The organism is Mycoplasma phocimorsus (assembly GCF_030077875.1).
Lineage (GTDB): Bacteria > Bacillota_I > Bacilli_A > Mycoplasmatales > Metamycoplasmataceae > Mycoplasma_H > Mycoplasma_H phocimorsus.
Genome location: NZ_JASEJT010000007.1, coordinates 238,081 through 250,276 on the forward strand (window position 1 = coordinate 238,081; position 12,196 = coordinate 250,276).

Consider the following 12,196-nt stretch of genomic DNA (forward strand, 5'->3'; position numbering starts at 1 on the left):
AGATGTTGTTTTCGTAATATTAAATTGAATCATTTTATAATTAGCTATTTAAAATGGAAAAATGTGAATATGACAATGCATTACAACTTGATTAGCTTCAACGCCATTATTCATTAATATTTTAAATGCTTTATAGCCATTATTTTTAATAAATTTTTTGGCAAATTTAGCTGTTATTTTAAAATATTTTTTGATCTTATGAGCTGGTAAATCAAAAAGATTAACGTATTCTTCTTTTCAAATTGATAATAAATGATCTTTATGTGTTTGATCTATATCTCAAATTACAATTACATTTTTATCTTCGTATGCGATTCTTGATGGAACTTCTCTTCTTATTATTTTGCTAAAAATTGAATCATTATTTTTTTTCTTCATTAAATATTTCCTCAAGTACATCAAGTTTATAGCCTTGTGATTTAAAAAATTCAGCAACTTTTTTATCTAATTCTGGATCTACAATTGAAAGAATAGCAGATAGCTTTTCTAATTGTTCTTTTGAATATATATCATCAAGTGTTAAATATGAAGTAAATTTTTCATATTTTTTAGAATCTGTTTTTTTTACTTTTTCAATAAATTGTTCACTTGCTTTTTTCGCTTTAGGTAAAAAAACATTAATGTAAGCTAATTCAAATTTTTTTGTTTTAGAATTATAAATTTTAATAGGGTTTTCTGAAAGCTGATTTGGTGGAATAATAATTTCTTTATTATAATCATAAAAACCTGTGCGATGTTCAATTTCTTCTTTAAGTAAAATTTCTTTACTAAACATTGAATTAAGTTTTTCAAATCCTGCTAAACCGTTATTTTTAAAACCTTGATAACCCAATAATTTGCTTTCATCTATATCAGATTTATTATATGAATTTTTAATTAATAATTCAGGTGCAGATTTATTTAAAGTTGTTGTTTCTTTAATTAAAAAATTATTAAAATCTTCTAATTTAGAAATTTGCTCAGATATTTTTGAATATATATCTGAGTTATTTGAAGAAACAAAACTTCATTGTTGAGAAACTTTATTTTTAATTAAATAATTTATTAAGTTGTAATTTTTTAAATCAATTTCGTAGTCTAAAACTAAAGGAGATGCTTTTTTAAGTGCTTCTTCATTTTCTTCTAAAAAATATTTTTGTGCTAAATACATTTTATTAATGGTAAATTCTATTTTTGTTCTTGGATTAGTAAAATATTTTTTAAACCTTTTTACATCAGGAATTACACCTGGTGTAGCAATATTATCAAAATTTAAAAATTGACTTCATTCTTTTTCTTCCTTTTCAGCAAAGAAATTGCTATTTGTGCTTAAATTGTAAGCTGCAAATATTTTAAATAGCTCGTATGAATTTTTGAAATATTTTGAATTCTCATTATTAAATTCATTTAATAATTCGTCAATATCTTTTTTATATAAGTCGGCTACAATGGCTTTTGTAAGAATAGCATTATTAATAAATGCTTTGTCTGCCTCTATCTTTTTTTCTTGTTCAAGACGTTCAGATGTTTTTACATCCTTACCGCATGAAATTGTAATAATAGGAAACATTGTAATTGGAGTTAACATTAATATTTTTCTAAATTTCATATTACTCTCCTCCCTTTATTTCTTTTTCAATAAGAGTTCTTATTTGTTCAACTGCATCTTCTGCAATCACTTTTTTCTGGTTGTCTACTAAAATAATTTTTCCGTCTTTTCTTTGTATATTTTTAACAAATTGGTTTGAGTTAATTCTATCTTTAATAAATTTGTCTACATCGTTAAAAATTTTTAATTGATTTTCAATGCTTTTTTTATTATTTTCTTTCACAAATATATCAATTACAGTTTCTTGGTTTTTTAATAAAGAATTAACTATTTCTTGTTTATATTTTTTAGAAAGTGTTATTAAATCTTTATTAATATTAAATTCTTCTTTAGTTATGTTTTTTAACATTTGCTCTTGAATTTTGTGCTCTGTATTAAATTTAGTTATTGCTTCAAGATATTTGTATTTTTCACTTTTGCCGTTAAATGTATTTTGTGCATCTGAAATAATTTTGTTAAAAATTTCTTCTTTTGTTGCTATTTCTTTTTCATAAGAAATAAGTAATAAACTTTTTTCTGTAGGAACAACATTAACTATAAAATCACCATTTTTGTATTTATAAGAAAGTAGCGCATTAGCTCCATCTTCAGAGTAAAAAATGTTTTTAATTTTTCTTCCAAAAATCTCTTTAATAGCGTCATCACTAAATGAGTTAAAATAATCTTTGATCATTTCATTGTATCTAATTACTTGTTCTACTGATTGAGGATTGCCAAAATTTGAAAGTTTTCATAATCAATTTAATTTTGAATCTTTTGTGCTTAAATCTGAAATAAGTATTTTTTTAAATTCACTAAAAGCTTTATAAAGTAAATTATCATTAGAATTTCAGTTGGCAAAAGTTTGATTATTAAAGTTTAAAGATGAATTAGAGAATAATGTAAGAATTTCTTCAGCTGCTTTTTCAGTTGCAAAATTCTCAAATGATTGAATTGGATTAATACCTTGAGAAAATCCTCCTAAACCATTTGATGTAATAGCATCCATATAAATATTTAAAAAATCATTTTTTAATTTACCTTGTTTTGAATCGTTAGCTTTATTATCGGCAAAAAATCTCATAAACACATTAAAGTTATCATGAGAATAAAAATCTTTTTGTTCATTTTCATTAAGAAATTCATACTCATTATTAAGCTGTTTACTTATTGTTTTTGAAAATAAATTAATTAAACCTTCTTTTGTTATCTTTCATGCTCCGCGATCTAAATCTTTATAATCAATTTGAATTGGTAACTGAGCTTTTGTAACTGAATATTTATTTTGAGATTTTGCAAATTCTTCAATAATAGGTAAAAAGCTGCGTTTTGATTTATCTAAAGAGAAACTGTTGTTTAAAAGTGCTATTGTTTTTTTATTTTCTAAACTTGAATCAGAATCAATAATAAAGTTTTGTTTTTCAATATTAGGGTTTTTTATATCTACTTGAACAAGTAATTTATCTCTAAAAACATATGAATCTTTTTTATAAGCTATGCCTTTATCTTTATTCTCAATAACTTCATTATTTTTTACTTCAAGTTCAAAAATATTTCTACGAGCTTTTCTATTTCAATCTTTATAGCTAAACATTGATTCATCAGCTTGAACATATCTTCTTAAAGCGTCTTTTTTAATGTTTTTTATTGTGCTATATGTAGCTGCTTCTTCGGATGTTTTAGCCTCAGCATAATTTGTTGAAAGATATGAAATAAACTCACTTTCTCATTTTTCACGATAATTCTTTTTATAAAACTTTTCTTGATCTTTAATTTTATTTAATTCTTCTTTTTTAAGATCATCAAAAGATTTTAATGCAATATTAGTGAATTTATCTTCACCCTCAAGTAATGAATTATTTAAAATATATTCAAATTTTAATGAGTCTTGATATTCTTCTTCATACAGTTTTTTAATAATTTCATTACTAAAATCATTTAACAATTTATCTTGTGTTTCTTTATCGGTTGTTGCAATATAATTTTGAATTTGTCCATAATTAATTTCTTTTGTGCTTCCATCTTTAGTAATAAATTTAAAAATATTTGACTTATTATTAAATTCATTTATATTATTAATTTTTACTTCGTTAATTGTAAGTGGAACACCAATTCCAATTACAGTTGCAGCACCTAAAAAACCTAAAATAGTGTATGTTGCAATTCTTGTTTTTTTAGATTTTAATGTTATCTTTTCTTCTTGTGTATTCTTTCTTGCTAACTTCTCAAAAAAGGTCTCTTTTTTTTCTTTTTTAGCCATATCGACTCCTTATTTAAATCTAATTTAATATTAAATATAATTATAAATAATAATTAATTAAATAATTAAATAAATATGACATTAATAGCTCGTATTTTATTATTTAATACTGTTTTTATTGCCTTTTTATATATAAAATTTTTTATAAATATTTAATAATAATTTACAAATTAAATCTTGTTTTTTAAACAACAATTGTTAACAAAAAGTAGATTTTAAATAAATTACATTGTGTTTTTTGTTTCTATTTTTAATAATAAAATATAATTCAAGCATGAACTATAAAACAAAAAATATTGTCGCGTTATTAAAATTAAAGAAATTGCTTGATAAACATAAAATAAATTATTCTTTATCTAAAAAAATGCTTGATTTTATCAAAGGAAATAATAGTGTATTTGAAGAACCTGATTATAGAATTGTTATGAATTACAAAGACTATTTCCGTTTAAAAAGAATTGAAGAAAAATGGTTTTTTGATAATACAGATTCATTAAATAATTATCTTCTTCCTTACTTTAAGGACGATGAATCAATAATATTTATTGATTTAGTTATTCCAACAAATTCAAAAGTTATTGAGAAAAACTTTAGTTTATTTTTGATTAGTAATTTTGTTTTTATAAAACAATATCCTCATTTGTTTTCAAAAATAACTAAAGTTAAAGTTAAGTTATGTAAAATTTTTAATACTTTTATAACTAAAAAATTTTTATCATTAAATACGCTTGTTAATAAATTTGTGGTTAATGAATTTTCTGAATATATATTACTTAATAACGAATTAGAAAAACCGTTTACTTCAACTTATCAAAATATTTCTTTTTTAACAAAAACAATTATGTTTAAAAACGTTGAGTTTAAATACTTTTTTGAATTTGAATAATGATTTATTACAAAATATATTGTATTTTTATTTTTGGTTAAAAAACAGGCAATTATTATTTTAAAATTGCATTTTATGAAAATGTTTTTCATTCGTTTTATATAGAATTTTTTAAAAATTTGCTCTTTTTGTTGCTTTTTATTCTTTTTGTATTTTTTCATTGCAATATAAGCAAATTATTTAAATCAACAAATTATATAATATATAATTTTAATATAAATGAATGTTATATACAGATCGGAAGGTTTATAAATGAATAGTGAAGTTATATATAAAAGTTTATTGTCAGTAAAAGAGACTCAATATGCTATTGATCAAGTTAGGAAGACTTTTCAAAATCAGTTCTCAAAAAAATTAAAGCTTCTTCGTGTTACAGCGCCCTTATTTGTAACAGAAGAATCAAAAATTAATGACGGGTTAAATGGTGATGTTCCTGTTAGATTTAAAGTTAAAGGTTATTTAGATACAGAATTACAAATAGTTCATTCGTTAGCAAAATGAAAACGTGTGGCTTTACAAAAATACGGTTTTGGAATTCATGAAGGTATTTATACCGATATGAATGCAATACGTAGATATGAAATTTTGGATAATACTCACTCATTTTATGTTGATCAATGAGATTGAGAGTTCTTTATTAGAGAAAAAGAGGCAAACAGTGGTTTTTTAAAGAAAACTGTTAAAAAAATTTATGATGTTTTTTTGTATGTAGAAAAGAAAATAAATAAAGAGTTTCCTGTTTTATCTCATAAATTGCCAGAACGGCTTACATTTGTAACAAGTACAGAATTATTAGATATGTATCCTGGTTTAACTCCTGAAGAAAGAGAATATGCGTTTGCTAAAAAACATAAAGCTTTTTTTGTTTCGCAAATTGGTTTTCCATTATTAAATGGTGAACCGCATGATAAACGTGCTTTTGACTATGATAACTGAAAATTAAATGGTGATTTGATCGTTTATGATGCCGTTAATGATCAAGCATTAGAATTAACTTCAATGGGTATTAGGGTGGATGCTAAAGCATTGAAAAAGCAACAAATTGCTGCTGAAAAACCTAATTCTGAATTAGGGGCATACCACATGAAAATTTATAACAAAGAATTACCTCTTTCTATAGGTGGTGGAATTGGCCAAAGTAGATTATGTATGTTTTTACTAGAGAAAAAACATATTGGGGAAGTTCAAGCTTCATTTTGACCAGATGATATGATTGCTTCTTTAAAATCGATCGGTGTTAAATTACTTTAAGAGCTAAATAGCTCTTTTTTTCTTGCTTTTTTTTGAAGAATAATAAAAAGCACAAATTTAATGTGCTTTAACTGTAATAAAATTATCTTCTTGTTAAGGTTGCAATATAATGAACTATTCCATTTAATGGCATATTACAAATAAATACATGTTCAGCTTCTGAACCTACTGACAAACTAATTGTTTGATCTGTTGTCTTTATTGCATCAATTAAAAATTTATTGTTAATATCAATTTCTTGTTCAATCCCTTTAAATAAAAAATCAGAAGTTGATGATTCCATAATACCAAATGCTGGTGTTTGTGACTTAACTGTTACTTTATTTTTTTGTAATTGTAATGTGATTTTATTATCCTGAACACTAGAATCTTGAATAACTTTATTAAGAAGATTATTTAGTTCACTTTTTTTAATTTCAATAGTTGTTACTTGAGATTGATCAAGTTGTTGTAAGTGTTTTGAAAAATCAATATACATTACAGACGCTAATTTTGTTTTAATAATTAAATTATCATTTTTTACAGAAAGTTCATTATCATTAACATAAACTTGAACTCTCTCGCCAAGATCTTCAACTCAAATTCTTTTAAGATGTTTTTCTTTTACTACAAAGTTTTTATTCATTTCTGTTTTAACATTTGTTTGTGCATATGAAAGTCTTCAACTATCACTTGCTCCCATAGTTAAAATATTTTCTAAAACTGAAATATGGATTGAAGATGTTTGAGGCTTGTCATCACCTGGCTCTGTTGAAGATGAAACACCTGTGAATAATCTTTTAAATTCTTTAAAGTCTAAAATCATTTCACTACCAGAAACAGAAAAATCTATATAAGGATAATCTTGTGAATTAAAAATTGGTAATTGATATTTAGTATTATTTGAATTAATTAATAACACATTTTTATTTTTAACAATTTGAATTTCTTTTTCTGATTTATCTATCATTTGTTTAAATAATTTCGCGTTTACAACTACTTGCCCTGTCTCATATATTTCAAGTTTATTATCTTGTTTAATTCTTGCTTTAATTGATATTTCTTCATCCGAACCAATTAATTGAATTTCTTTTTCTAAAACTCTAATACTAATACCTTGTCTAATTATATGAGCATTGCTATCATCAATCATTCTGCTTACTACTTTTAAGTATTTATTAAGCACACCTTTATCTATTTTAAAATTCATTTTTTTCTCCTTTAATTTTCTATTAAATTATCAATAGCACTAATAGCACTTCTAATAGATTCTTTCTCTTCTTTCTTAATTTCCATTTCCTTAAGAATATAAACAATAGTTGAATGATTTTTATTAAGTAGTTTGCCTATTTTAATTTGTTTATATTTCAGTTTATTTTTTAAAAAATAAACTAAAAAGTGTCTTGCTCTTACAATTGTTTTTATTCTGCTTGAACCAAGCATTTTTTTTGCGTCAATATTATAATAATTTGCGATTGTTTTAATAATTTTATCTTCATTAATTTCATTATTGTTATTTAACTCATTTATATATTTAGAAAGGATTTCTTTACTATAAACATCATGTTTTTTTATATTAGTTTCAAACATATTCAATGTTACTAAATACCCTTTTAATTTGTTTATTGTATTTACATTAAGATTAATAAGAGAATTTAATGTACATTTTTCAAATTTATTAATATCTCAATTTGCATTTTTAAGCATAAATATTAAAATTTTATACATTTCATCAACAGAAGGCTTTTTAATTTCTACAGTAACACCTTCAACTAACTTATTTACCAATCTTTCATTAAATGACTCTTTTAATAGCTCTGCACGTTCACTAGCACATATTATTGTTAGTTTATTATTATCTTTTCTTGCTTCAATAATGTCATTTAAAAATTCAAATGTTTTTACTTTAGTTTTATATTCTTGTAAATCGTCAATAACAAGAAGATCTGGTAATAAATAATTTGAAATATATTCAGCTTTTTCTTCAGGCATATTACGTTTTAATAACATAGAAAATTCATTTTGTTTAGATGTCTTTATAATTTGAACAGTTAATCCTTTTTGTTCAAGCTCTAAACAAATAGCATTTACTAAATGTGTTTTTCCAACACCATGAGTTCCAACTATAAAAATCATGTTTGTTATTAATGTAGAATCAATAATTTTTTTTGCCACTGTATAAGGTGTTTTATTAAATTTACCAACATAATAATTTTTTAAACTTAATTCGGGATTTAAATCTAAATTTTGTTTAACCGTTATTTTAAAAGTTTGTTCTTCAACTTGTTCGTTTTTAAGCTGGGTTTCTTCTAATGTTTTATCTTTTTCATTTAAATCATGAACTATTTCAAAATTAATAAGATTTTCATCTATATATTTAATGTTTTTTTTCAAAATTATTTCAACATCATCTTTACAAATTTTAAAACTAGGTGAATTATTAATATAAAAATAAATCGTATTTTCTTTTAAATCAACAATCTCTAATTTTTTAATAATGTTTTTATAAACAATTTCATCAATGTCTAGCCCCGCTGCATGTAATTGAAATTTTTCATTTAATAGAGAAATATAATCTTTTGAATCCATAACTTTATTTTACATAAAATATCATTTGTTTATTAATTTATTATATAAATAATAATATTAATATATAAATAAAAAATGTTAATAAATATGTTAATAACACGCAAAAAACTAAAAGTAACTTTAAAAAGTGTTTAAAAATAAGCTTTTTGTAAAAAATAATAAATGTCAGTAACTAGCATATTTTTTAACATACTAAATAAAAAATATATTAAAAAAAATTATTATTAATTTTATCAACATATTGACATTAATAACTTTATGAGTTACTAACAAAACAGTGAATTTCAAATTCAAATTATTAACAATATTTTAAATTTTGCAGTAATAGTTTTATATAATTAAAAAGTTAGATATAAGAAAGGGATACATATGAAGACAATGTTAAGTATAACTAAAGAGTTTTTACAAGGTAAAAATTCGGTTGACTTTAAAGAAATTTTTAATGAAGTTGAATTAGAATTGAGAGATAAATGAACTTTAGAAGCAACTGAAAAAAACATTTCATATGAAGAAATTTGTATTAAAAAAACTGGCGAATTATACAAAATAATGACAGTTGATAAAAGTTTCAAATATGAAAAAGGTAATACTTGGTCTTTAAATGAAATTTAAAAGGTAATCGAATGTTAACAAATGCTAAAAAAATGTTAAAAGATGCATACGAAAATAAATATGCAATACCTCACATTAATACAAATAATTTAGAATGATCAAAAGCCATTTTATTAACAGCTCAAGAAATGAATTCACCAGTAATTATTGCTACATCAGAAGGAGCAATTAAATATATGGGTGGATTTAATGTATGTGCACAAATGATTAAAGCTTTAATTAAAGATTTAAATATTACAGTTCCTGTAGCGCTTCATTTAGATCATGGTTCATTTGAAGGTGCTAAAAAAGCTATTGCTGCTGGTTATACATCAATTATGTATGATGGATCACATGAACCATTTGAAACAAACTATAAAAATACAAAAATTTTAATTGAACTAGCTAAAGAACATAACTTAAGTTTAGAAGCTGAAGTTGGAACTTTAGGTGGAGAAGAAGATGGTATTATCGGTGATGGAGAATTTGCCGATCCAGTAGAAGCCAAAAAAATGGCTGATTTAGGAATTGATGTTCTTGCTGCTGGTATTGGAAATATTCATGGTCCATACCCTGCATCATGAAAATCATTAAACTTTGAAGTATTAGATAATATTTCAAAAACAATCGGATTAGGAGTTGTTTTACATGGCGGTTCAGGAATTCCTAAAGAACAAATTCAAAAAGCTATTTCATTAGGTGTTGCTAAAATTAATGTAAATACAGAATTACAGCAAGCTAATCATAAAGCATTAAGAGAATATATTGAATCAGGCAAAGATCTTGAAGGAAAAAACTTTGATCCAAGAAAACTTTATGCAGCAGGCTATAAAGCAATGTGTGAAACTGTTAAAGAAAAAATTCTTGAGTTTGGTTCACAAAATAAAGCAAAATAACAGAAACTAGATTAAGACAAGAAAATGGCACTCTTTTATAGAGTGTCTTTTTGTATCACCTGTATGTTATAAGAGAGCAAAATATCTAGACACTTTACTAAAAAAGAGAATGAAATTATTTTTAAAGAGTATGAGCAATTAGGAATGGAAAGAGCTACAAAGGCAGCTATTAACGTCTCACACAAATTAGCTTTTATCAAAAAATGCCACTTTACCAGAAGGATTATAAGGATTGTTTCATATTATAATAAAGGAATTTAAGATTTATTAGTTGAAGATAAGCAAGGCATAAATAGAAGACCAAGTAGTGGAGCACCTGAAAAAAATAAATTGAAAATTAAGAGTACATTGAAAGAAATGAACCCTACTAAAGTTGATAGGTTACTTTCAATCCTTAAAGAAAATGTCGTGAAAACTAAAGAATATGACAACATTCTCATAGATAGATTTACTTCACAAAAAAAGTTTATAAAAGAGTGCGTTTAAGTCAATTTATTGCTAAAAAGCACAATATTTATATAAATTCACGTACTTTAGGTCGTGATATAAACCGTTTAGGTTTAAAATGTGAGATTAGATGAAAACGCAAAGAACGTAAAAAAGATACAACTGCTAAATTTGAGAACATTGTAAACAGAGATTACAACGATAATCAAAATCGAAACATTTATGCAACTGATGTGAAGGAACAAGAGATTCTAAACAAAATCATGTTTTCTTGTCTGCAATTATAAGTCATAAAATTAAACAAATTATTAGTTGAAAACTCTTAACTAATAATGATTTAAATTTTGTTTTAGATAATGTTAACGATTTATTAAAAATAACAAAAGGTGAAAAATTCATCATTTATTCTGATTATAGGTTTTAATATACAAACAAAGTGTATATTGATAAAATAAGAAATAATAATGGCGAAATATCACTTTCAAGAGCAGGTAATTTACTTGATAATCGTAAGATTGAATATTGATTCTCAATTTTAAAATCAAAATATTTAAACAGAATTGAAATAAGCAAGATGACATTAAAAGAACTTAAAAAAGTTATAAGAAATTTCATAAAATGATACAACAATGAAAGAATTCAAAGTAATTTAGGATGAAAAACACCACAGCAAGTTGCTGTGGTGCAAAATAAATTTTATGATGACATTTTTTTATCCATGTTTATACATTACATCTTTTTATTATAATGTATTTTATGTTATTTTTTCTTTGTAAGATTTTTTACTATTTTTGCTATTGAAGCGGTTGCTTCCATTGTTATTTTAACTAGTTCTTGTGCTCTTGCTTCCGGCTTTTTAATATCTCAGTTATTAATTAACTGTAATGTTTTTATAACTGCATCAAAAAGCCCGTCCTTTGCCGCAAAGCTTTTTAATACTTCATATTTTGCTCTTTTTTCTATTGGCGCTTTATCTGATTCTCTATATATAAAATCTTTATATTTTTCTTCTACTATAGTCTTTCAAGTTCCTTTTCATTTATTATTTTTCTTTGAATATTCATCTCATGCTCTATAACATCATATATCTAATTCTTCTTTATTTGTTTTTCCTTTTTCGTTGTTAAGTGTAATATCATTTTCTTTATAAAACATTTTTTTATGTATTCCTGGATTATTTTCATCGTTTTTATAAAACATTGCAAAAATTCAACTTATTGCTTCTGTAAAATTTCTTTCTGCAAACAACTGTTTTTTTTGTGCTAAATACTGATCTTGCGTCCATAATTTTTCTTTGCTGTTTCAGGCTGCATTTAATGCTGATTCTTTGTGTGCATCCCTACTTTTTTGCATTATGAATTCTTGTATGTCTAGTACAACGTTAGCCAAAATTTCCGCTCCTTTTATGAATACCCATTGTTCACCGGCGTATGTATACGCTATCGAAGCCGCCTCATCTTTAATATCTCTTAAAATGTTACTATCAATTGTCCCGCCTAAAACTATTTGAAACAATTTATTAGCTATACCCACAGCTTTTCATGCCGTTTTATAATGTTTTTCTTCTCCACTATCTGCCGCCGCTTCAGCTATTGTAAGCCCTGCCTGTGCCACAGTTGCCGCCCAGTCTATTGCCGTTCTCGCCTTCTCTTTTTCAGCCCATCCATCACTTTTAAGTATTGGATATAACTGCTCCGCATTTATTGCTTCTTGCGATTCACCATTCTCAA

Annotated in this window: 13 protein-coding genes; 7 read left to right on the forward strand and 6 right to left on the reverse strand. The window is 24.3% G+C overall.

The window, feature by feature from the left end:
* Positions 1-48: 48 nt before the first annotated feature.
* Genes QMA87_RS02405 through QMA87_RS02415 form a run of 3 tightly spaced genes read right to left on the reverse strand, consistent with a single transcriptional unit; the run spans position 49 to position 3,827 of the window.
* The gene (locus tag QMA87_RS02405; RefSeq protein ID WP_283823888.1) at positions 49-378 is read right to left on the reverse strand and encodes an HIT family protein; all 330 of its coding nucleotides are present in this window, start codon (positions 376-378) and stop codon (positions 49-51) included.
* The gene (locus QMA87_RS02410; protein WP_283833780.1) at positions 362-1,588 is read right to left on the reverse strand and encodes a HinT-interacting membrane complex lipoprotein P60; all 1,227 of its coding nucleotides are present in this window, start codon (positions 1,586-1,588) and stop codon (positions 362-364) included. The genes QMA87_RS02405 and QMA87_RS02410 overlap by 17 nt, the downstream gene beginning before the upstream one ends.
* A 1-nt stretch (position 1,589) precedes the next feature.
* Positions 1,590-3,827, reverse strand: a complete 2,238-nt coding sequence (locus tag QMA87_RS02415; protein WP_283833781.1) for a HinT-interacting membrane complex protein P80 — start codon at positions 3,825-3,827, stop codon at positions 1,590-1,592.
* 274 nt (positions 3,828-4,101) lie between these two features.
* On the opposite strand from QMA87_RS02415, the gene QMA87_RS02420 reads away from it, so the two are divergent.
* Both QMA87_RS02420 and QMA87_RS02425 read left to right on the forward strand, forming a co-directional pair.
* On the forward strand, positions 4,102-4,713 hold the full coding sequence (locus QMA87_RS02420; protein WP_283827350.1) for a hypothetical protein: 612 nt from the start codon (positions 4,102-4,104) through the stop codon (positions 4,711-4,713).
* Between the two features lie 252 nt (positions 4,714-4,965).
* Positions 4,966-5,964, forward strand: a complete 999-nt coding sequence (locus QMA87_RS02425) for an aspartate--ammonia ligase (RefSeq protein WP_430623764.1) — start codon at positions 4,966-4,968, stop codon at positions 5,962-5,964.
* Between the two features lie 82 nt (positions 5,965-6,046).
* On the opposite strand, the gene QMA87_RS02430 is transcribed toward QMA87_RS02425, so the two are convergent.
* Together QMA87_RS02430 and QMA87_RS02435 are read right to left on the reverse strand one after the other, a co-directional pair.
* The gene (locus QMA87_RS02430) at positions 6,047-7,153 is read right to left on the reverse strand and encodes a DNA polymerase III subunit beta family protein (RefSeq protein WP_283823899.1); all 1,107 of its coding nucleotides are present in this window, start codon (positions 7,151-7,153) and stop codon (positions 6,047-6,049) included.
* A gap of 11 nt (positions 7,154-7,164) precedes the next feature.
* Positions 7,165-8,532: a DnaA ATPase domain-containing protein gene (locus QMA87_RS02435; RefSeq protein ID WP_283833782.1), complete on the reverse strand. Its 1,368-nt coding sequence runs from the start codon at positions 8,530-8,532 to the stop codon at positions 7,165-7,167.
* A 369-nt stretch (positions 8,533-8,901) separates the two neighbouring features.
* Here QMA87_RS02435 and rpoE point away from each other — a divergent pair, with 369 nt between their 5' ends.
* The 5 genes from rpoE to QMA87_RS02460 all read left to right on the forward strand — a co-directional run bounded on the left by rpoE (position 8,902) and on the right by QMA87_RS02460 (position 11,214).
* Positions 8,902-9,144: a DNA-directed RNA polymerase subunit delta gene (gene rpoE, locus QMA87_RS02440; protein WP_283823897.1), complete on the forward strand. Its 243-nt coding sequence runs from the start codon at positions 8,902-8,904 to the stop codon at positions 9,142-9,144.
* Positions 9,145-9,155: 11 nt separating this feature from the next.
* Positions 9,156-10,019 carry a class II fructose-1,6-bisphosphate aldolase gene (gene fba, locus QMA87_RS02445; RefSeq protein WP_283833783.1) on the forward strand — a complete coding sequence of 288 codons (864 nt, stop codon included), beginning with the start codon at positions 9,156-9,158 and terminating at the stop codon, positions 10,017-10,019.
* A 330-nt stretch (positions 10,020-10,349) separates the two neighbouring features.
* Positions 10,350-10,505 (forward strand): hypothetical protein, encoded by a 156-nt coding sequence (locus QMA87_RS02450; RefSeq protein ID WP_283833784.1) that lies wholly within the window; start codon positions 10,350-10,352, stop codon positions 10,503-10,505.
* Entirely contained in the window at positions 10,496-10,753 is a 258-nt protein-coding gene (locus tag QMA87_RS02455) for a hypothetical protein (RefSeq protein ID WP_283833785.1), read from the forward strand. The genes QMA87_RS02450 and QMA87_RS02455 overlap by 10 nt, the downstream gene beginning before the upstream one ends.
* A 149-nt stretch (positions 10,754-10,902) precedes the next feature.
* The gene (locus QMA87_RS02460; protein WP_283833786.1) at positions 10,903-11,214 is read left to right on the forward strand and encodes an integrase core domain-containing protein; all 312 of its coding nucleotides are present in this window, start codon (positions 10,903-10,905) and stop codon (positions 11,212-11,214) included.
* Between the two features lie 11 nt (positions 11,215-11,225).
* Here the strand turns inward: QMA87_RS02460 and QMA87_RS02465 are convergent.
* Positions 11,226-12,196 (reverse strand): hypothetical protein (locus tag QMA87_RS02465; protein WP_283833787.1); only part of this gene is annotated, 971 nt, incomplete at its 5' end.